We start from the raw sequence: 19,092 nt of genomic DNA, 5'->3' as shown, positions 1-19,092 counted from the left end.
CCATGTCGCGCGTGCTCGCCATCTACCGGCTCGGGATCAAGGAACTGTGGAGCCTCGCCCGCGACCCGATCCTGCTCGCGCTCATCGTGTATACGTTCAGCGCGTCGATCTACGTCGCCGCGACCGCACGCCCCGAAACGCTGCACAAGGTGCCGATCGCGCTCGTCGACGAAGACGCGTCGCCGCTGTCGGCACGGATCGCGGCGGCGTTCTTTCCGCCGCAGTTCGCGCCGCCCCCGGTCGTCGACGCCGGCGCGGCCGATCGCGGGCTCGACAACGGCGACTACACGTTCTCGCTCGACATTCCGCCGAACTTCCAGCGCGACGTGCTGGCCGGCCGTCATGCGACGATCCAGCTCAACGTCGATGCGACACGCATGACGCAAGCCTTCACCGGCAGCACCTACATCCAGCAGATCGTGTCGGGCGAGATCGACGCGTTCGTGCGGCGCTATCGCGGCACGCCGCCACCGCCGGTCGATCTCGCGCTGCGGATGCGCTTCAACCCGAATCTCGACGAAGTCTGGTTCGGCGCGCTGATGGAACTGATCAACAACGTGACGATGCTGTCGATGATCCTCACCGGCGCCGCGCTGATTCGCGAGCGCGAACACGGCACGATCGAGCATCTGCTCGTGATGCCGGTGACCGCAGCGGAGATCATGCTCGCGAAGGTCTGGTCGATGGGGCTCGTCGTCACGGTGGCGGCCGTCGCGTCGCTGACGTGCGTCGTGGGCGGCGCGCTGCACGTGCCGATTCCCGGCTCCATCCCGCTGTTCGTGGCCGGGATGGCGTTGCACCTGTTCGCCACGACGTCGATGGGGATCTTTCTCGCGACGCTCGTGCGCAGCATGCCGCAGTTCGGCATGTTGCTCGTGCTCGTGCTGCTGCCGCTGCAACTGCTGTCGGGCGGACTGACGCCGCGCGAAAGCATGCCGCCGGCCGTGCGGGACATCATGCTGGCCGCGCCGACGACTCATTTCGTCGAACTCGCGCAACGCATCCTGTACCGGGGCGCCGGCTTCGATGCGGTGTGGCCGCAGTTCGCGGCGCTGTTCGCGATCGGGGGCGCGCTGTTCCTGCTGTCGCTGATGCGATTCCGCAAGACCATTGGTCAGATGACTTGATCGCCCCACTGCCTGATTGCCCGATTGCGCGCGAGGCCGGGATTCGCCGGTTGATACAGATCAACCGCGCCGGAAGCCGGTACGCGATCATGACGCCATAGCTTGCGAAATCGCAAACTGCCGCTGCGTGCCAACGCGGACGAACACCGGCCGCTCCACGGGAGAACGTCATGATTCGCCATTCGTACCGGACCGCGCTCGCCACGCTGGGCGTGTTCGTCGCGCTCGCGTCGCTACTGGGCGTCGTGCACGCGATGCTGGTCGACGCGCACGTGCTGCCGTACGCGATCGTCGCGCTGGTGTCGGGCGGCGTCGCGTTCGTCGCGCAGCTCGATCCCGCGCCGCGCGAGCGCTAGCGAAACCGCCGGACGCGCCGCATTCGACATCATGCTTGATGCGGGAATCGCTGATTTCCGTCAATCGCCGCGCGCCGCTTCGCGATGTAATCGACGCACCGAACCCGTCGACTTCCAGTGAGACGAGCGATGAAACTGACTTTTCTCGGTGCGACCGAAACCGTGACCGGCTCGAAGTATCTGGTCGAGCACGGCGGCCGGCGCGTGCTGATCGATTGCGGCCTGTTCCAGGGCACGAAAAACCTGCGCTTGCGCAACTGGAGCCCGCTGCCGCTCGCACCCGACTCGCTCGACGCGGTCGTGCTCACGCATGCGCATCTCGACCATACCGGCTATCTGCCGGTGCTGGCGCGCGAAGGCTATCGCGGCCCGGTGTACTGCACGGCGGCCACGGCCGAACTCTGCGACATCATGCTGCGCGACAGCGCGCGGCTGCAGGAGGAAGAAGCCGACTTCGCGAACCGGCACGGCTACTCGAAGCATCATCCGGCGCAACCGCTCTATACGCTCGACGATGCGCAGCGCGCGCTGCGGCTGCTGAAGCCCGTCGCCTTCGACGAATGCACGGCGCTCGGCGATGGCCTCGCGTTCCGCCTGCTGCCGGCCGGGCACATCCTCGGCGCGGCGAGCGTCGTGATGCACTGGGATCACAAGGTGCTCGCGTTCTCGGGCGACCTCGGCCGCTATCACGACCCGATCATGCAGCCGCCGCGGCCGCCGGCGCATGCCGACTATCTCGTCGTCGAATCGACCTACGGCGACCGGCTGCATCCGGATTCCGATCCCGAGAACGAGTTGGCCACGTTGTTCGACACGACGTTCGCGCGCGGCGGAGTGGTCGTGATGCCCTGCTTCACCGTCGGCCGCGCGCAGGAGATCCTGCACTACATCGCGCGGCTGAAGGCGTCCGGCCGCATGGCGCGCGTGCCCGTGTTCGTCGACAGCCCGATGGCGACCGACGTGACCGACATCTATCGCCACCACATCCTCGAACACCGGCTGACGCTTTCCGAAGCAAACGCGCTCGGCCACGCGGCGACGATGATCCGGACGGTCGAGCAGTCGAAGGCGATTGCGGAACACCACGGCCCGATGGTCATCATCGCCGGCAGCGGCATGGCCACGGGTGGCCGCGTGCTCCATCACCTGAGCCGCTACGCGCCCGACGCGCGCAACACGATCGCGCTGGTCGGCTATCAGGCGGCCGGTACACGCGGCGCGGCGCTGGCCGCGCACGAACCGACGGTCAAGATTCACGGCGAATACGTGCGCGTGCGCGCGCAGGTCGAGTCGATCGCCGCGCTGTCCGCGCATGCCGACTACGAGGAGATTCTCCGGTGGCTCGGCACGATGCAGCCCGCGCCCGCACGGACCTTCATCACGCATGGCGAACCTGCATCGGCGGACGCACTGCGGCGGCGCATTTCGGAGCGATTGCACTGGCCGTGCGAAGTCCCGACCTACGCGCAGACCGTCGATCTCGACGCAGTCGAATCGGACGATGCGCGCGAGCCGGCCGGCGTTTCGTCCTGACTACGGCGCCGCCGAAACGCCGGTAGACACCGGTCGGGCGCGGCAAGAACCGGGCGACGTTGCGTACCGGCCTCCGTCACGCGCCACCGGCCCGTCAGCCGACTTCGATGATGACCTTCAGCGCATGGGTCTGCGCCGCGCGACCGAACGTGTCGTACGCACGCTCGACGTCGTCGAGCGAAAACCGGTGCGTGATCAGGCGTGTCGGATCGAGACGCCCGGCGCGCACGGTCTTCAGCAGCATCGGCGTGCTGACCGTGTCGACGAGCCGCGTCGTGATCGAGATGTTGCGATCCCACAGCTTCTCGAGGTGCAGGTCGGCCTTCACGCCATGCACGCCGACGTTCGCGACGACACCGCCCGGCGCCACGAGCGCCGTGCACATCTCGAACGTCGCCGGAATGCCGACCGCCTCGATCGCGCAATCGACGCCGATGCCGTCGGTCAGCTTCATCACTTCCGCGACCGGATCGCCGGTGCGGCCGTCGATGCTATCGGTCGCGCCGAAGTGCCGCGCGATCTCGAGCCGGTTGCTGTCCGGGTCGATCATGATGATCTGCGCGGGCGAGTAGAACTGCGCGGTCAGCAACGCGGCCAACCCGATCGGCCCCGCGCCGACGATCGCGACCGAGCACCCGGGCTGCACCTTGCCGTTCAATACCCCGCATTCGAACCCGGTCGGCAGGATATCGGACAGCATCACGAGCGCGTCCTCGTCGGCGCCGCCCGGAATCCGGTACAGGCTGGTCGCCGCATGCGGGATACGCACGTACTCGGCCTGCGTGCCGTCGATCCGGTTGCCGAGAATCCAGCCGCCGGTCGTGCAATGCGAATACAGGCCGCGGCGGCAGTATTCGCAGCGGCCGCACGACGAGATGCACGAAATGAGCACGCGATCGCCCGGCTTCAGCGAATCGACCGCGGCGCCGACCTGCTCGACGACGCCGACGCCCTCGTGGCCGAGAATGCGGCCCGGTTCGCAGGTCGGTACGTCGCCCTTGAGGATATGCAGATCGGTGCCGCAGATCGTCGTGCGCGTCACGCGGACGATCGCGTCGGTGGGCGACTGCAGTTCCGGCCTGGGCCGTTCCTCGAGCGCCTTGCGCCCCGGCCCGTGGTAGACGAGTGCTTTCATCGCTGTTTCTCCATTCATGTTTCGAGTACGTAGGCGCCGGGCGCCGCCGCGAAGCCGGCGGGCGGCGTACGGGCCGGCACGTCGCCCGACGAGCGTGCGTGCAACCAGTCGCGCCAGCCTGTCCACCACGATCCGTCGACCGCCGGCGTATCGCGCACGAAGTCGTGCGGGCTGCGGTAGGCCACGCCGGGTTCGCGCGTCGCGCACCGATAGTGGCGTCCCGGATGGCCCGGTTCGGACACGATGCCCGCGTTGTGCCCGCCCGACGTCAGCACGAAGGTCAGCGCGTGGTGCGTGAGCAGATGGAGCTTGTAGACGGACCGCCAGGGCGACACGTGATCGCGCTCGGTGCCGACCACGAACGTCGGCACGTCGATATCCGACAGCGCGACAGGCCGCCCTTCGACGCAGTAGCGGCCGGCCGCCAGATCGTTGTCGAGAAAGAGCCGCGTCAGGTATTCCGAATGCATGCGGTACGGCATGCGCGTGGTATCCGCATTCCACGACATCAGGTCGTTGGGCTTCGTGCGCGTGCCGAGCAGGTATTCGCTCATCATCCGCGACCAGATCAGGTCGCGCGCGTTCAGCAGTTCAAACGCGGCGGACATTTGCGCACCGTCCAGATAGCCTTGCCGCCACATCAGCGCGTCGAGCGCGGACAGCTCGCTCGCATCGATGAACAGGCCGAGTTCGCCGGGTTCGCTGAAATCGGTCTGGGCCGCGAGCAACGTGACCGAGCGCAGCGCGTCGTACTGCTTGCCGTCGCGCGCCAGCGCCGCCGCGGCGATCGCCAGCAGCGTGCCGCCCAGACAATAGCCGACCGCGTGGACCGCTTCGCCGCCGATCGACCGGGCGGCGTCGAGCGCCGCGATGCAGCCGTCGCGCAGATAGTCGTCGAGCCCGAGGTCGCGCGATTCCGCGCCCGGGTTGCGCCACGACACCGCGAACACCGTATAGCCCGCATCGACCAGGAAGCGGATCAGCGAATTATGCGGCTGCAGATCGAGGATGTAGTACTTCATGATCCACGACGGCACGATCAGGATCGGCTCGCGCGCCACGCGGGCTGTCGTCGGCGCGTATTGCAGCAGCTCGCACAGCGCGTTGCGCCAGACGACGCGACCCGGCGTGATCGCCACGTCGCGACCCGGCAGATAGGTGCGCGCATCGTGGGCCTGCGTGCCGCTCGCCCGCTCGACGAACGCGTTCGCGTCGTCCAGCCAATGCCGCAAGCCCGCCGCGAGGTTCGCGCCGCCGCTGCGCATCGTCGCGTCGAGCACGACCGGATTGGTCGCCAGGAAATTGCCCGGCGAACAGGCGTCGAGCCACTGGCGGGCGGCGAATCCGACCAGTTCCTCATGATGGCGTTCGACACCCGGCACACCGCGGGTCGCGTCGCGCCACCAGCGCTGGATCGACAGGAAGCCGTCGCGATACGCGCGAAACGGCCAGCCGCCCCATGCGGGCGCGGCGAAGCGCGGATCGGCGCCGCCGGCGTGCACGGCCAGGCCGCTCGACTCCGCATCGTCGGCCTCGCCGTCGCGCCCGCTTGCCGTCGGCGCCACCGCGCCCAGCCACGCCTGTGCGGCGAGCTCGAAGCCTTTGCCCGGCGCCACCGCCAGATGCGCGCCCCAGTCGAGCATCGCCAGCGCCAGCGACACCGGCGACAGCCCGAACGTCAGCGCGGCCACGTTCGCGTGCGCGGCACGGTTCCACTGTTCGGCAGCGCTCATCGGGGAAGGCGCGCATCGCGTCGCCGCCGGCGCCTGCCCGTCGTCGCCCGGCGTCGGCAGCGATGCCGGCGCGAGCGCCGCGCGCAGCACGGACGCGTTCATCGCAGGTACATTCCGCCGTTGACGTCGAATTCCGCGCCGGTGGCGAACGCACCGGCGTCGGAGCACAGGAGCGCGACGAACGCGGCGATCTCGTCGGGGTCGCCGAGCCGCCCGGCCGGAATCTGCGGCAGGATCTTCGCGTCGAGCACCGCCTTCGGCACCGACTCGAGCATCGCGGTCGCCAGATAGCCGGGCGACACCGTGTTGACCGTCACGCCATGCCGCGCGAGTTCGAGCGCGAGCGTTTTCGTGAAGCCGTGGATGCCGGCCTTCGCGGCCGCGTAGTTGGCTTGCCCGTACGCGCCTCTCGAACCGTTGACGGAGCCGATGTTCACGATCCGCCCGAAACCGGCGTCGATCATGCCCGGCACGAACGGCTTCGTCATGTTGAACATGCTGTCGAGATTAGTGCGCAGCACCGCGTCCCACATGCTCTTCGTCATCTTCACGAAGGTGGCGTCGTGCGTGATGCCGGCGTTGTTCACGAGCACGTCGACGCGCCCGAATTCGGCGAGCACGCGTGCCGCGCAGTGCTGGCACGAATCGTAGTCGGCCACGTCCACTTCGAACGCATGAAACGTGCGGCCCGCGTCGCGCTCGTGCGCGAGCCACGTCGCGACGTGGTCGTTGTGTTCCGTGTGCGACACCGCCACCGTCATGCCGGCGTCGTGCAGGCGACGGCCGATCGCGGCGCCGAGCCCGCCCATCCCGCCGGTGACGAACGCGACGCGCTTAGCGGACATGATCGCGCTCCCGTTCGCCTGCGATGCCGTTCAGGCGGCGCGCCGCAAGCGCCCCGTTCGTCGCGCCGCCCGCTTCCTCGATCCCGCGCTCCAGCGCGGCCATCCAGTCGGCCCACGGCATGCTGGCTTCGTTGACCACCGCGAGTCGCTCGAGGTCAGGCAACCAGTCGGTCTGATAACGCGTCAGCGCGCCCGAGCCGTATTCGCGCAACCAGGTACGCCACGCACTGGCATGCTCGAATTGCGCACGCATGCACAGCTCGGCGGCGTCCTGCCAGATCTCGACGCTCGCGATCGCGTAGTCGCTCGTCACCTGCCGGCCGGCCTCGGCGAAGGCCGTCCACTCGTTCGTTTCCGCCAGCGCCTGCTGCAGGCGCCGCACCGCGGTGCGGTCGCGCTCGATGCGCCGCCCTGCCAGCGCATGCCATTCGTGTTGCCAGTCGCGGTTCAGCGCGACCATGCGCAACGCGAGATCGCAGCTCGCGCGCCAAGCGCCGTTCGGTGTCGTCAAAGCATCGCTACTCATCGGCTTCCCCTTTCGATCGGATCAATGGGTTCGCATCCGCGTCGCGCCGCCTGCCCGGCCTCGGCGTCTCGACCGCTTCACTGTGCGGGTATCGCGCACGGCCGCCGTTGATCTGAGTCAAGCGCGTGGAAACCCTGCTTCGTAGACTGGATTGCACTGGCGGATCACCCGTCGATGGAGCGATTCCGATGAGCTACAAAAGCATGGTCGTGCACCTCGATACGAGCGCCCGCGCGCATTCGCGTCTCGAGTTCGCGTTGCGTCTCGCCCGGCGCTTCGGTGCGCATCTCACCGGGCTGTTCGCGATCTACACGCCCGAGCCGCATTCGTTCTATGTGATGGCCGGTTCCGCCGACTATTTCCGCGCGCAACGCGAACGGCGCGACGAACGGATGGCCGCGCTGGAGCGTCTGTTCCATGCGGAGACGGCGCGCGCCAAAGTGCCGGCAACCTGGATTCGCACCGACGAGCGCGCGAACGTGGCCGTCCCGCGCGCCGCCCGTCTCGCCGATCTGGTGATTGCCGGCCAGAGCGACCCGAACGATCCCGAGACCTATATCGACGACCAGTTTCCGGAAAATCTCGTGTTGACCGCCGGCCGCCCGGTGCTGTTCTGGCCGTACACCGGAGAATTCCCGTCGGTCGGCGAACGGGTCTTCGTCGCATGGGACGGCAGCCGCGAAGCGTCCCGCGCCGCGCACGACGCGCTGCCCTTTCTCGAACACGCGAAACGCACGACGGTCGTCGCCGTGGTCGACGGCAAGTCGGAGGCCGCGGCCACGCGGATTCCGGCCGCCGATGCCGCGCTGATGCTGGCGCGCCACGCGCACGACGTGAACGTGCTCGACATCGATGCCGGCGCCGGCTCGTCCGTCGGCGACACGCTGCTGTCGCGCACGTATGACACGGGTTCCGACCTGCTCGTCATGGGCGCGTACGGCCATCCGCGCTGGCGCGAGCTGTTGATGGGCGGGGCCACGCGCACGGTGCTCGCGTCGATGACGCTGCCGGTATTGATGTCGCACTGAGCCGCCCGGCGCGCATCGACCAACGACGCGTGAATCGCACCGCGGCGGGCGGGCTGCGCGGCAACCGGGACGCTTGATCCAGATCAGCGCCATCGGCGTGCACGCGCCGATGATGGTTTCATCCACATCCGTTCAAGGGAAATGCCATGTACTCGAACATTCTGGTGGCACTCGACGGCAGCGACACGTCGTCCCGTGCACTCGACGCCGCGCTGGCGCTCGCGGCGGAAACGGGTGCGCGGCTGACACCCGTCTACGTCGTCGATTTCCTGGCGCCGGCCTACGACATGGTCGGATACGATCCGTCGATCCTGGTCGATTCGTTCCGTGAAGAAGGATTGCGCGTGACCGAGGACGCCGCGCGGCGCATGAAGGCGCGCGACGTGGCCGGCACGCCGCAGATCTCCAACGTCGCGCCAGCAGGCGAAGACATCCCGCACCGGATCGTCGGCGTCGCGGGCGAGATCGACGCCGATCTGATCGTGATGGGCACGCATGGCCGGCGCGGCTTTCGGCGCATGTTCCTCGGCAGCGTGGCCGAACGCGTGCTGCGCCTGGCCAGATGCCCGGTCCTGATGATTCCGGCGAGCTGCGCAGCGAAGGCATCCGCCGACGTCACGGCCGCTTCCACCGAAAAGGAACCGTCATGAGCTACAAGACCCTGCTTGTTCATCTCGACGACAGCGATCGCTGCGCGACGCGCGTCGACCTCGCGCTCCAGCTCGCGGGACGCTGGAACGCGCATTTGATCGGCCTCTACCTGGTCTGCCAGGATCTCTTCGAACCGTTGCGCCGGCCCGACGAACCGCTGAAGCTGGCCGTCTACGAGCGCCTGTGCGACCAGCGGCGCAAGGAGGCGGAAGAACGCTTCCTGACGGCCGCCGAACGCGCCGGACGCAGCGTCGAATGGCAGGCGCCGGCCGGCAATGCGATCGATGCCGCGATCCTGCACGCCCGTCACGCCGATCTGCTGGTGCTCGGCCAGGAGGATCCCGACGATCGCATGACCTACGTGGCGCGCCATTTCGTCGAGGATGTCGTGATCGGCAGCGGCCGTCCGGCGATCATCGTGCCGTATGCCGGCGACGTGCGCACGTTCGGCGAGAACGTGCTGATCGGCTGGGACGGCGGGCGCGAGGCCGCACGCGCGATGGCCGACGCGCTGCCGCTGCTCGCCCGCGCACGCTTCGTCAACGTCGAGACGGTCGTCCGCGGGCAACCCGATCCGGACCGGACGCCGGCCGGCGTCGACGTCGCCGCGTATCTCGAACGACACGGCGTTCGCGCGTCGTTCTCGACGACGCCGCGCGAGCGGTCGGTCGGCGTGGGCGGGACGCTGCTGAACCGGGTGACCGACGTGCATGCGGACCTGCTCGTCATGGGCCTGTACAGCCATACCCGCGCCCACGAGCGCGTGCTGGGCGGCGCGACGCGCACGATCCTCGAGACGATGACGGTGCCGGTGCTGCTGTCTCACTGAACCGGCGAGGTTCGGGCAGCCGGTCGCGGCTGCCCGCTTTCGTCACAACACGGACGCCCCTGCGCCCTGCCCCTCCCGCACGACCAGCACCGGCCGGTCGGCGGTACGCACCAGCGATTCGGCGACGCTGCCGAGCAACGCGCGGCGCATGCCGCGACGGCCATGCGTGCCCATCACGATCAAGTCCGCGTCGCATTCGGCGGCCGCTCGCACGAGCACCGACGACACGTCCTCGCCGCACGCATCGATCGTATGCGCGGTGCCGCGGACGCCGCACAGGCGAAACGCCGTCTCGGCATCCGCCACCGCGATCGCGGCCTTGTCCGCATCCAGCCCGGCCGGGTCGCGCCGGTCGATATAGCCGCTGTCGACGTCCGTCAGCCGCGGCGCGTCCGATACCACGCACACGGCGACGACCAAGCCGCCCGACGCGCGGGCGAGCGCGATCGCCTCGTCGAGCGCGAGCCGCGCGCCGCGGCTGCCGTCGAGCGCCGCAAAGATTCGTGCATACATAAAGCCTCCCTGTTGCCGTTCGGTGTCGATTGGCCTGCCCAACCAGTCTGGGCTCGGCGCACACCGTCCGGTTGACGCCGGTCAAGCCCGCGCGGCGACGGCCGTCCGCATCGGTCCCGATTGGCGAATACCGGCAAAACGCGCACAATCTCGGCGCATCGGACGCGCTTTTGATGCGACCCTTTGAAGAGACATCGTCCGTTCATCGACGGCAGTCATCATGTCCGCCGTTCAGAATCGGCCGATTGCACCGTTCCGGTCGGAGCCGGATCGACGAACGCCGGCGGGCGCCTGCCCCGCGCGAGCCGGCAAAGGATGCACGCCATGATCCGGGTACTCATTGCTGACGATCACACGCTCGTCAGGGACGGCCTGCGGCACATCCTGCAGAACGCCCACGATTTCGTCGTGGCGGGAGAAGCCAGCGACAGTGCATCGACGATCGCGCTGACGCGCGGCACCGAGGCCGAGGTGCTGGTGCTCGACCTGTCGATGCCCGGCCGCAACGGCATCGAACTCATCAAGCAGATCAAGGACGAGAAACCGGCCCTGCACATCCTGGTGTTGACGATGCACGCCGAGCAGCAATATGCGGTGCGCGCGTTCCGCGCCGGCGCATCGGGCTACATGACCAAGGAAAGCGCGAGCGCGGAGCTGGTGGCCGCGCTGACGAAAATTGCCGGCGGCGGCGTGTATGTCAGCCTGTCGATGGCGGAGCAATTCGCGCAAAGCCTCAACGAGCCGACCGACCTGTTGCCGCATCAACGCTTGTCCGACCGCGAGTTCGACGTGTTCCGGCGCGTGACGTCCGGCGAGTCCATTTCCGAGATCGCGCAGGCGTTGTGCGTCAGCGTCAAGACCGTGAGCACCTACAAGACGCGAATCCTCGAGAAGATGCAGATGGCCAACGATACGGCGCTCGTCCGGTACGCGATGCGCCACCGGCTGTTCGACGACCCGGACGAACTCTGACCGCGACAACCTGCCGCACCCTTGTAGGAATCGTCCTACAAACCTTCCCTAACACCTACCGCATCTTCAATTTCCGCTGATTTCAATCAAGCGTCCGGCTGTCCATACTCCGATCAAGAACAACACACCGGCGTGCCTTCCGGAGCTGCCCGGCCTTGCCGTCCCGTCGCGACGGCTGCCGGCCCGCCGATCCGATGGGCGCCGATTCGACCAACCAGGCGGCGACGTTCGTGTCCGCCTGTACGACGGCCAGCGCAACCGCGACGATGCGACCCGCTGCCGCCCCAACCGGAGCAGATCATGCAGAGCCATGCCGACATCCCGACGACGGCGCCGTCGCGCCCGTTCATTCCGCTGCATCCCGTCACGCGGACGGACCAGCCGAAGCGCACGTCGTCGCGCTGCTCGTCCTGCACGTTGCGCACCGTTTGCATGCCGCGGGAAATGACGCCCGACGAGTTCGCCCGGGTGGACGCGATGATCTGCACGACGCGCCACGTCAAACGCGGTGAAACGCTGTTTCGCGCGGACGACGCGTTCCACAGCATCTATGCGGTCAGAACCGGGTCGTTCAAGACCGTGATGATGCATCGCGACGGCGACGAGCAGATCACCGGCTTCCAGATCGTCGGCGAAGCGCTCGGGCTGGACGGCGTGCACACCGGGCGGCACAACGGCGACGCGATCGCGCTCGAGGACAGCACGGTCTGCATCATTCCGTTCGGCCAGCTCGAGCAGATGTGTCGCGAAGTGCGGCCGATGCAGCATCATGTCTATCAGATGATGAGCGGCGAAATCGTCCGCGAATCCGCGCAGATGGTGCTGCTCGGCACGATGACCGCCGAGCAGCGCGTGGCCGCCTTCCTGCTGAACCTTTCCACCCGCTTCAAGGCGCGCGGTTACTCGGCCGCCGAATTCGTGCTGCGGATGACGCGCGACGAGATCGGCGAATATCTCGGGATGAAGCTCGAAACGGTCAGCCGGATGCTGTCGAAGTTCCAACGCAACGGGCTCGTCGCCGCGCAAGGCAAGCAGATCCGCATCGTGGATCCGGAAGGCCTCGGGCGCATCTGAGCAGAACGCGCGGATACCGGGCGGGATCAATCGCGCATGCCGAGCACGGCGGCGCCGGACACGCGCCCGCTGCGCAGATCGTCGAGTGCGCGATTCGCATCGGTCAGCGCGTAGCGCACGGCTTCGACCCGCAGCGGCATCGCGGCGGCGATCCGCATGAATTCGGCCGCATCCGCACGCGTCAGGTTGGCGACCGACGCGATCCGGCGCTCGCCCCACAGCCACGCGTACGGAAAGCTCGGGATATCGCTCATGTGAATGCCGCCGCATACGACGATCCCGCCTTTGCCCACGGCGCGCAGCGCGGCCCGCACCAGCGCGCCCGCCGGCGCGAAGATGAGCGCGGCGTCGAGCGTTTCCGGCGGCGTTTCGTCGCTGCCGCCGGCCCACGCGGCGCCGAGCGACAGCGCGAGCTGCTGTGCCGCGGTATCGCCGGGTTTCGTCAGCGCGAACACCTTGCGCCCCTCGAAACGCGCGACCTGCGCGACGAGATGAGCGGCCGCGCCGAAACCGTAGATGCCGATGCGACGCGCATCGCCGGCCATGCGCAAGGTTCGATAGCCGATCAGGCCGGCGCACAGCAGCGGCGCGGCCTCGAGATCTGAATAGCGTTGCGGCAGGTGCACGCAATACCGGTGGTCGGCGACCGCGCACTCGGCGTAGCCGCCGTCGATCGTATAGCCCGTGAAACCCGGGCTGTCGCACAGGTTCTCGCGGCCCGACGTGCAATACGCGCAATGCCCGCATGTCGAACCGAGCCAGGGAACCCCCACCCGGTCGCCGACGGAGAACCCCGTCACGCCATCGCCGAGCACGCGCACCGTTCCGACGATTTCGTGCCCCGGCACCAGCGGCAGCGTCGGGTGCGCGAGCTCGCCGTCGACGACGTGCAGATCGGTTCGACAGACGCCGCATGCATGCACGTCGATCAACAACTGGCCCGGCGCCGGCCGCGGATCCGGCACGCGCGCCTCGCGCAAATGCGGTGTCGTGCCGTCAAACATCATCGCAAGCATGCTCGCCTCCCGGCCGATCGTCTTCGTGCTTCGCTGTCCAAGACTAACCCCGGCGCATCGCGCGTGCATGGCCCGGTGACGGGCGCTTGATGTGGGTCAACGGCTGCCGGACGGTTGCTGACACGATGAGATGGCATGACGTCGCCCGCGCGCCGTGCCAGGAGATGATCAATGATGTCCGTTCCCCCGCTTGCCGCAAGCGCCCATGTCGACGATCAATTGAAGTCGCTGTTGGCGTACGCGGTGCTGGCCCCGTCCAGCCACAATTCCCAGCCGTGGCGGTTCATCGTCAACGGCGCCACGATCGCCGTCTGCGCGGACCGGGTCCGCGCATTGCCCGTGGTCGATCCGTTCGACCGCGAACTGATCATCAGTTGCGGCGCGGCATTGCTCAATCTGCGCGTCGCGCTCGATCACGCCGGCCTCGCCCACACGATCAGCACGTTTCCGTCCGAGGTCGACCCCGATCTCCTTGCGCTGGTCCGGGTCTGCGACGACGGCTATTCCGATCGGTCTCTCGGCGGGCTGTTCGACGCAATCCAGGCGCGCGTCACGACGCGCGCGCCGTTCGAATCCACCGCGGTGCCCGACGAGATTCAGCGCGAGCTGATCGCGGCCGGCGTCGCGGAAGGCGCCGAGGTCGCGTGCATCGACTCGATCGCGCATCGCGCACGGGTCGCCGAACTGGTTGCGCAGGCCGACCAGCAGCAGTTCGCCGATCCGCGCTTTCGCCGCGAACTGGCGAGCTGGATCGATCCGCGCCGGCGCGTCGACGGCATGCCGGCATTCGCGGCCGGCGTACCGACGCTGCTGGACTTCGCGGCGCCTGTCGTGACGATGGCGGTGCGGACGTTCGATCTCGGCAACGGGCTGGCCGCGCTCCATCACCAGCTCGTCGGCGCGTCGCCGTTGATCGTCTGCCTGTCGACCGTACGCGACGATCGCGAAGCGTGGCTGGCCGCGGGCCAGGCGCTGGAGCGAATCCTGCTCGTCGCGGCGCGCGCGGGCTATACGGCGTCGTACCTGAACCAGCCGATCGAGACGGCCGCGCTGCGTGCCGACCTCGGCCGGACGCTCGGGCTGCGCGGCGAGCCGCAGTTGCTGCTGCGAGTCGGCCGCGGCCCGCATACGCCGCATTCGCCCCGTCGCCCGCTCGGCGAAGTGATCTCGTGAGTGATCGCCTGAGCGCAACCGGCGGCGCGCTGCGCGCCTGCCGATCCGGACGAGAAAAACCATGAACATCACGCGTTGCTTCGCTTTCCTTCTGATCGCCGCCATTGCCGGCACGGCGGCCGCGCAAACGACCGTGCCCGAACCGACCGAGCTCGTCAACGCGCAGCACTGCATGTTCTGCCACACGCCCGACATGACGTTCCTCGGGCCGTCGTTCCACGATATCGCCACGCGCTACCGCGGCGATCCGCACGCGGCCGCCGAGCTGGAGCGCAAGTTGCGCGTCGGCGGCCCCACGCATTGGGGCGACACGCCGATGCCGTCCGCCATCGATCGCGGCGGGCCGCTCTCTGCCGACGACGCCCATCAGCTCGTCCAATGGGTGCTGAGTCAGTGACCGTGCCACTGCCTTCCCGCTCATGCCCACGATAGTCAAACGCGTTCCCGCCGGCACCGCGCGCGGCGGCGCGCACGGCAAGCGGATACGCGCCCGGCCCGAAGCGACCGCCGGCCTCGACGACATCCAGCGGCCGTCGCGTCGGGCGCGGCATCTCGCCGGCCATCCGAACTGCACGCCCGGCGACGCGGACACGACGTTGCTGCAACGCGCGACCATGCGCGGGATCCGGCTGCAACTCGACTACTGGAAAGCCGAGGCGCGTTTGCAACATGAGCGCATCGGCCATGCCGTCGTGATCTACGGCAGCACGCGCATCGTCGCCCCCGCTGTCGCGAACGCTCGGCTCGACGAAGCGAACCGCCTGCTCGCGCTGCGCCCGCGTGACCCGGGCCGGCGTCGGGCCGTCGCTCTCGCCAGCCGTCTTGTCGAGCACAGCGCGTACTACCGGGTCGCACGCGAATTCGGCCGTATCGTCGGCCATGCCGACCGGCGCACGCGTACCGCGCGCCTCGCGATCGTCACGGGCGGCGGCCCCGGCATCATGGAGGCCGCCAATCGCGGCGCCTATGAGCGCGGCGCGCCGAGCATCGGCTTCAATATCGAGCTGCCGCGCGAACAGGCGCCGAATCCGTACATCACGCCGGATCTGTGCTTCCGGTTCCACTACTTCGCGATTCGCAAGCTTCACCTGCTCGAGCGCGCCAAGGCCGCCGTGTTTTTCCCCGGCGGATACGGCACGTTCGACGAACTGTTCGAAGTACTGACGCTGCTGCAGACACGCAAGATCGCGCCGCTGCCGGTCGTCCTGGTCGGCGAAGCGTACTGGCGGCGCGCCGTCGATCTGGCGTTTCTCGCGGACGAAGGGATGATCGACCGCCGCGACCTCGAACTGTTCACCTACTGCGAATCGGCCGCCGACATCTGGCATGCGATCGGATCGTGGTACGCACGGTGCCGCGCCAGGCGGCCGGCCCGACGAAGCCCTTCGCCGAAGCCGTCCGCCGTGTAGGAATCCGCCGACGGCCGCCGCTCGATTCCTACTACAACTTCGGGACACGCCGATTGAATCGCGCATGCGCGCCGACGATACTGAAATCACGGATCACGGCTCCCGGCACACCGATCGCGGGCCATCAGGAGAGACGTCATGTCACACGCTACCCAGCTTGCCGATTCAGGCAATCCGTCCGGTCGGTCCGATGCAGCCGCGCTCGACACGCTGGCATTGGTCGCCCTCGCCCGCGACGCCGGCATGCTCGTGATCCTCGACGGCCAGATCGGACGGGAGCGGTACGAAAGCGTGACGGGATCGATCGCCACGCTGGCCCGTTTCGCGCAGGCGCTGCAACTTTCGGCGCTCAAGGCGGCATGAAGCCAGGCGCGGTCGTTTCCGTGCCGCGCGCTGCACCCATGCCGATGAACCTGCACCTGCCGGATCGATCAGTTCCTTTTTACCGGATATCCGCTGGATGAAGCGGCGATGAACCTGCCCCGTTCCGGACGCATCGCACGCATGTTCCCGGGTGTGGCGCTGCTCGCGAACTACCGGCGTGCATGGTTACCGCGCGATCTCTATGCGGGCATCGCGCTTTCCGCCGTGCTGGTTCCGGTCGGCATGAGCTACGCGCAGGCGGCCGGCCTGCCGGCCGTCACCGGGCTGTATGCGTCGATCGCGGCATTGCTCGCCTATGCGGTACTCGGCCCGAGCCGCATCCTCGTCCTGGGCCCCGATTCGGCATTGGCCGCGCTGATCGCCGGCGCGATCGCGCCGCTCGCCGGCCATGATCCGCAGCGGGCCATCGCGCTTGCCGGCGCATTGGCGCTGTTGGCCGGTACGATCTGCATCCTGCTCGGGACGCTCGGCCTCGGCTTCGTCACCGACCTGCTGTCGCGCCCGATCCAGTACGGGTATCTGAACGACATTGCGATCACGCTCGCGATCGGCCGCCTGCCCGAGCTGTTCGGCATGACCGCATCGGGCGGCGACGTGTTCGCCAGCGTCCCGCACATCGTGCATGCCCTCGTCGACCGCCGGTTTTCACCCGCTGCCTGCCTGCTCGGTGTCGGTGTTCTGGCGGCCATTTTCCTGATGAAGCGCGTGATACCTCGCTGGCCCGGCGTATTGATCGCCGTGCTCGCGGCGACCCTGGCCGCACGCGTGTTGCCGTTGCACGGCATCGCGACGGTCGGCGCCTTGCCGGCCGGTGCGCCCACCCCGCACCTTCCGGCTGTCTCGCTCGCCGACCTGAGCGCGCTCGCGTCCGGTGCGATCGCCGTGGCGCTGGTGTCGTTCGCCGACATCAGCATGCTGTCGCGTGCGCTTTCCGTGCGTGCGGGCGACACGCCGGACCGCAACCAGGAACTGATCGCATTGGGCGCGGCGAATCTGCTGGCGGGCGTGACGCAGGGCTGCGCGGTCAGCAGCAGCGCGTCCCGCACGCCGGTGGCGATCGCCGCCGGCGCGCAGAGCCAGGTCGCCCATCTCGTCGCGGCCGCATGCATCGCGATACTGCTCATTGCCGCGCCGACGCTGCTGACGGTCGTCCCGCGCGCGGCGCTGGCCGGAGTCGTGATCTACGCGGCGTTCGGCATCGCCGACGTCCGCAGCGTCGTCCGGCTGTACCGGATGCGCCGCGGCGAATGCCTGATTTCGGTCCTGTGCCTTGCCGGCGTGATCGGCGTGGGTGTCGTTCCCGGCATCCTGCTCGCCAGCGCGCTGTCGCTGCTGTCGTTCGTGTGGCGTGCCTGGCACCCGTACGATGCCGTGCTTGGTCGGCTGTCAGGCGTGCGCGGCTATCACGACATCACACGCCATCCGGACGCCGTGCAAATCCCGGGCCTCGTGCTGTTCCGCTGGGACGCACCGCTCTTCTATGCGAACGTCGAGATCTTCTGCGAGCATCTGCACGCGGCAATCGCGCGCTCGGCATGCCCGGTCGCGCGTATCGTCGTCGCCGCGGAGCCCGTCACCGATATCGACGTCAGCGCGGCAGACCGGCTCGTCGCGCTGTGCGAAGAACTCCGCGAGCAACGCATCGCGCTGAACTTCGCGGAAATGAAGGGGCCTGTGAAGGATCGCCTGCGCGCCTACGGGCTGTTCGATGTGTTCGGCGCGGCCAGCTTCTTTCCGACCGTGACCGATGCCGTGGCGCATCACGTCCAGCGGAAAGGCGAGCACGCGGGCGCGGGCGAACACCGCATGCGCCCGGCGTCATCGCCGCCCGCGCGGAAGAGGAAGGGCGGCTAGACGCTTGAAGACGGGCGGCCGCCGCGCGTATCGCATCCGGCCGGGAGGAGCGGCCGACTTCAGTCCGCCGGCCTTACTCGACGACCAGGTCGTCGACGACGGCGCGCACGCCACGCGCCGACCACGCCGCGCCACGCACGGCCTTGCGTTCGGAGAACGAGCCGACCTTGCCGGACAACCGAACGGTGCCGTCGCGCACCTCGACCGCGATGTGTTTCGCCTCGCGCTCCGCGTGGCGCATGATCGCGCGCTTGATGTTGCCGCCGATGTCGGCCGAGCCGACCGCCCCCTGCACGACGATGTGGTCGGTCACGCCGGTCACGCTGCGCATCTGCGAGATCGCGCGCACGGCCAGATGGCTCTGGTATGCCCATTCGACCTTGCCGGACAGCGTGATCCAGCCGTGTTCGACCTGCACCTTGACCGCGTCGTCATGCAGCCCGACCGTCCAGTGCAGCACCGAGCGCACGGCATTCGCGATGTCCTCGTCGGTACGGATGTCGTCGTTCGGCAGATGCACGGTCATGTCGACGACGAGCGCCTTGACACCGGCCACGCGGTTGGCCGCGCGCTCGATCGCGAGTTTCTCCGCATAGCTCGGCGGGTGACCCGAAAGCGTCACGATCCGGTCGGAGACCTCGACACCGATTCGTGTCGCATCGATTGCCGGGTCGGATTCCAGTTCGTCCTGAACGTCCTGCTTCAACTGCTTGTCGGTTTTCATCGTCTGTACTCCCGAGAGCCGCGGCGCGCTTGTCCGCCATACACGACCAGATTTGCACACACGCGGCCCCGCGGTGCTGATGCAGGTCAACGGATGCGTTGCAGTCGCCGCCGGGTTCGCACTTCGTCGAATGGCGGGCACGCGGCCCGCGCTTTCGTCCCGCCAGCGCGGCGCCCCGATGCGGATCGGACTCGCGCGACATCGCGTGTC

20 protein-coding genes are annotated in these 19,092 nt (G+C 68.3%); 13 read left to right on the top strand and 7 right to left on the bottom strand.

The features are described from left to right. Positions 1-2 precede the first annotated feature (2 nt). From J8I35_RS01850 to J8I35_RS01840, 3 genes are all read left to right on the top strand, one after another. Positions 3-1,127, top strand: a complete 1,125-nt coding sequence (locus J8I35_RS01850; RefSeq protein WP_050016739.1) for an ABC transporter permease — start codon at positions 3-5, stop codon at positions 1,125-1,127. Between the two features lie 170 nt (positions 1,128-1,297). Continuing rightward, positions 1,298-1,483 (top strand): DUF2964 family protein, encoded by a 186-nt coding sequence (locus tag J8I35_RS01845; RefSeq protein WP_209924304.1) that lies wholly within the window; start codon positions 1,298-1,300, stop codon positions 1,481-1,483. Positions 1,484-1,612: 129 nt separating this feature from the next. After that, positions 1,613-3,016, top strand: coding sequence for an MBL fold metallo-hydrolase (locus J8I35_RS01840; protein ID WP_209924303.1), 1,404 nt, complete (start codon positions 1,613-1,615; stop codon positions 3,014-3,016). A gap of 94 nt (positions 3,017-3,110) precedes the next feature. Here the strand turns inward: J8I35_RS01840 and J8I35_RS01835 are convergent, their stop codons facing one another. Genes J8I35_RS01835 through J8I35_RS01820 form a run of 4 tightly spaced genes read right to left on the bottom strand, consistent with a single transcriptional unit; the run spans position 3,111 to position 7,255 of the window. After that, on the bottom strand, positions 3,111-4,151 hold the full coding sequence (locus J8I35_RS01835) for a zinc-dependent alcohol dehydrogenase family protein (protein WP_209924302.1): 1,041 nt from the start codon (positions 4,149-4,151) through the stop codon (positions 3,111-3,113). Between the two features lie 14 nt (positions 4,152-4,165). Continuing rightward, complete coding sequence (locus tag J8I35_RS01830; RefSeq protein WP_209924301.1) at positions 4,166-5,986, bottom strand: alpha/beta fold hydrolase; 1,821 nt, start codon at positions 5,984-5,986, stop codon at positions 4,166-4,168. Next, the gene (locus J8I35_RS01825) at positions 5,983-6,729 is read right to left on the bottom strand and encodes a beta-ketoacyl-ACP reductase (protein WP_209924300.1); all 747 of its coding nucleotides are present in this window, start codon (positions 6,727-6,729) and stop codon (positions 5,983-5,985) included. The genes J8I35_RS01830 and J8I35_RS01825 overlap by 4 nt, the downstream gene beginning before the upstream one ends. Next, entirely contained in the window at positions 6,719-7,255 is a 537-nt protein-coding gene (locus tag J8I35_RS01820; RefSeq protein WP_124592709.1) for a hypothetical protein, read from the bottom strand. Before J8I35_RS01820 ends, J8I35_RS01825 begins: the two co-directional genes overlap by 11 nt. A gap of 188 nt (positions 7,256-7,443) precedes the next feature. Between J8I35_RS01820 and J8I35_RS01815 the strand changes: the two genes are divergently transcribed. From J8I35_RS01815 to J8I35_RS01805, 3 genes are all read left to right on the top strand, one after another. Then, positions 7,444-8,283 (top strand): universal stress protein, encoded by an 840-nt coding sequence (locus J8I35_RS01815; RefSeq protein ID WP_124592708.1) that lies wholly within the window; start codon positions 7,444-7,446, stop codon positions 8,281-8,283. Positions 8,284-8,429: 146 nt separating this feature from the next. Next, the gene (locus J8I35_RS01810; protein ID WP_209924299.1) at positions 8,430-8,933 is read left to right on the top strand and encodes a universal stress protein; all 504 of its coding nucleotides are present in this window, start codon (positions 8,430-8,432) and stop codon (positions 8,931-8,933) included. After that, positions 8,930-9,763 (top strand): universal stress protein, encoded by an 834-nt coding sequence (locus J8I35_RS01805; RefSeq protein WP_209924298.1) that lies wholly within the window; start codon positions 8,930-8,932, stop codon positions 9,761-9,763. Before J8I35_RS01810 ends, J8I35_RS01805 begins: the two co-directional genes overlap by 4 nt. Before the next feature lie 42 nt (positions 9,764-9,805). On the opposite strand, the gene J8I35_RS01800 is transcribed toward J8I35_RS01805, so the two are convergent. After that, positions 9,806-10,276, bottom strand: coding sequence for a universal stress protein (locus J8I35_RS01800; RefSeq protein WP_124555413.1), 471 nt, complete (start codon positions 10,274-10,276; stop codon positions 9,806-9,808). A 324-nt stretch (positions 10,277-10,600) separates the two neighbouring features. Here J8I35_RS01800 and J8I35_RS01795 point away from each other — a divergent pair, with 324 nt between their 5' ends. Further along, positions 10,601-11,248, top strand: a complete 648-nt coding sequence (locus J8I35_RS01795) for a response regulator transcription factor (RefSeq protein ID WP_089490178.1) — start codon at positions 10,601-10,603, stop codon at positions 11,246-11,248. Between the two features lie 300 nt (positions 11,249-11,548). Next, the gene (gene fnr, locus J8I35_RS01790; protein ID WP_050015252.1) at positions 11,549-12,322 is read left to right on the top strand and encodes a fumarate/nitrate reduction transcriptional regulator Fnr; all 774 of its coding nucleotides are present in this window, start codon (positions 11,549-11,551) and stop codon (positions 12,320-12,322) included. A 26-nt stretch (positions 12,323-12,348) separates the two neighbouring features. Here fnr and J8I35_RS01785 read toward each other — a convergent pair whose 3' ends face one another. After that, complete coding sequence (locus tag J8I35_RS01785; protein WP_209924297.1) at positions 12,349-13,338, bottom strand: zinc-dependent alcohol dehydrogenase family protein; 990 nt, start codon at positions 13,336-13,338, stop codon at positions 12,349-12,351. Between the two features lie 171 nt (positions 13,339-13,509). Between J8I35_RS01785 and J8I35_RS01780 the strand changes: the two genes are divergently transcribed. From J8I35_RS01780 to J8I35_RS01760, 5 genes are all read left to right on the top strand, one after another. Further along, positions 13,510-14,511, top strand: coding sequence for a nitroreductase family protein (locus J8I35_RS01780; RefSeq protein ID WP_050015256.1), 1,002 nt, complete (start codon positions 13,510-13,512; stop codon positions 14,509-14,511). Between the two features lie 61 nt (positions 14,512-14,572). Beyond that, positions 14,573-14,908, top strand: a complete 336-nt coding sequence (locus tag J8I35_RS01775) for a c-type cytochrome (RefSeq protein WP_050015257.1) — start codon at positions 14,573-14,575, stop codon at positions 14,906-14,908. A gap of 22 nt (positions 14,909-14,930) precedes the next feature. Further along, a complete protein-coding gene (locus tag J8I35_RS01770) occupies positions 14,931-15,920 on the top strand; it encodes a TIGR00730 family Rossman fold protein (protein WP_209924296.1) in 990 nt (329 codons plus the stop codon). A gap of 138 nt (positions 15,921-16,058) precedes the next feature. Beyond that, positions 16,059-16,283, top strand: a complete 225-nt coding sequence (locus tag J8I35_RS01765; RefSeq protein ID WP_050015261.1) for a hypothetical protein — start codon at positions 16,059-16,061, stop codon at positions 16,281-16,283. Positions 16,284-16,391: 108 nt separating this feature from the next. Next, complete coding sequence (locus J8I35_RS01760) at positions 16,392-18,158, top strand: SulP family inorganic anion transporter (protein ID WP_209924295.1); 1,767 nt, start codon at positions 16,392-16,394, stop codon at positions 18,156-18,158. 73 nt (positions 18,159-18,231) lie between these two features. On the opposite strand, the gene J8I35_RS01755 is transcribed toward J8I35_RS01760, so the two are convergent. Next, positions 18,232-18,882 carry a BON domain-containing protein gene (locus J8I35_RS01755; protein ID WP_050015409.1) on the bottom strand — a complete coding sequence of 217 codons (651 nt, stop codon included), beginning with the start codon at positions 18,880-18,882 and terminating at the stop codon, positions 18,232-18,234. Between the last annotated feature and the right edge of the window lie 210 nt (positions 18,883-19,092).

This window comes from Burkholderia sp. CpTa8-5 (genome assembly GCF_017815045.1).
Lineage (GTDB): Bacteria > Pseudomonadota > Gammaproteobacteria > Burkholderiales > Burkholderiaceae > Burkholderia > Burkholderia sola.
This window is presented reverse-complemented; position numbering and strand designations above follow the sequence as displayed.

What these genes read in the sequence shown, in the direction of transcription:
- J8I35_RS01785 (WP_209924297.1), bottom strand. Translation starts at nt 13,338, where the DNA reads ATGCTTGCGATGATGTTTGACGGCACGACACCGCATTTGCGCGAGGCG.
- J8I35_RS01810 (WP_209924299.1), top strand. Translation starts at nt 8,430, where the DNA reads ATGTACTCGAACATTCTGGTGGCACTCGACGGCAGCGACACGTCGTCC.
- fnr (WP_050015252.1), top strand. Translation starts at nt 11,549, where the DNA reads ATGCAGAGCCATGCCGACATCCCGACGACGGCGCCGTCGCGCCCGTTC.
- J8I35_RS01770 (WP_209924296.1), top strand. Translation starts at nt 14,931, where the DNA reads ATGCCCACGATAGTCAAACGCGTTCCCGCCGGCACCGCGCGCGGCGGC.
- J8I35_RS01850 (WP_050016739.1), top strand. Translation starts at nt 3, where the DNA reads ATGTCGCGCGTGCTCGCCATCTACCGGCTCGGGATCAAGGAACTGTGG.
- J8I35_RS01760 (WP_209924295.1), top strand. Translation starts at nt 16,392, where the DNA reads ATGAACCTGCCCCGTTCCGGACGCATCGCACGCATGTTCCCGGGTGTG.
- J8I35_RS01800 (WP_124555413.1), bottom strand. Translation starts at nt 10,276, where the DNA reads ATGTATGCACGAATCTTTGCGGCGCTCGACGGCAGCCGCGGCGCGCGG.
- J8I35_RS01830 (WP_209924301.1), bottom strand. Translation starts at nt 5,986, where the DNA reads ATGAACGCGTCCGTGCTGCGCGCGGCGCTCGCGCCGGCATCGCTGCCG.
- J8I35_RS01755 (WP_050015409.1), bottom strand. Translation starts at nt 18,882, where the DNA reads ATGAAAACCGACAAGCAGTTGAAGCAGGACGTTCAGGACGAACTGGAA.
- J8I35_RS01765 (WP_050015261.1), top strand. Translation starts at nt 16,059, where the DNA reads ATGTCACACGCTACCCAGCTTGCCGATTCAGGCAATCCGTCCGGTCGG.
- J8I35_RS01780 (WP_050015256.1), top strand. Translation starts at nt 13,510, where the DNA reads ATGATGTCCGTTCCCCCGCTTGCCGCAAGCGCCCATGTCGACGATCAA.
- J8I35_RS01805 (WP_209924298.1), top strand. Translation starts at nt 8,930, where the DNA reads ATGAGCTACAAGACCCTGCTTGTTCATCTCGACGACAGCGATCGCTGC.
- J8I35_RS01820 (WP_124592709.1), bottom strand. Translation starts at nt 7,255, where the DNA reads ATGAGTAGCGATGCTTTGACGACACCGAACGGCGCTTGGCGCGCGAGC.
- J8I35_RS01795 (WP_089490178.1), top strand. Translation starts at nt 10,601, where the DNA reads ATGATCCGGGTACTCATTGCTGACGATCACACGCTCGTCAGGGACGGC.
- J8I35_RS01815 (WP_124592708.1), top strand. Translation starts at nt 7,444, where the DNA reads ATGAGCTACAAAAGCATGGTCGTGCACCTCGATACGAGCGCCCGCGCG.
- J8I35_RS01845 (WP_209924304.1), top strand. Translation starts at nt 1,298, where the DNA reads ATGATTCGCCATTCGTACCGGACCGCGCTCGCCACGCTGGGCGTGTTC.
- J8I35_RS01835 (WP_209924302.1), bottom strand. Translation starts at nt 4,151, where the DNA reads ATGAAAGCACTCGTCTACCACGGGCCGGGGCGCAAGGCGCTCGAGGAA.
- J8I35_RS01840 (WP_209924303.1), top strand. Translation starts at nt 1,613, where the DNA reads ATGAAACTGACTTTTCTCGGTGCGACCGAAACCGTGACCGGCTCGAAG.
- J8I35_RS01825 (WP_209924300.1), bottom strand. Translation starts at nt 6,729, where the DNA reads ATGTCCGCTAAGCGCGTCGCGTTCGTCACCGGCGGGATGGGCGGGCTC.
- J8I35_RS01775 (WP_050015257.1), top strand. Translation starts at nt 14,573, where the DNA reads ATGAACATCACGCGTTGCTTCGCTTTCCTTCTGATCGCCGCCATTGCC.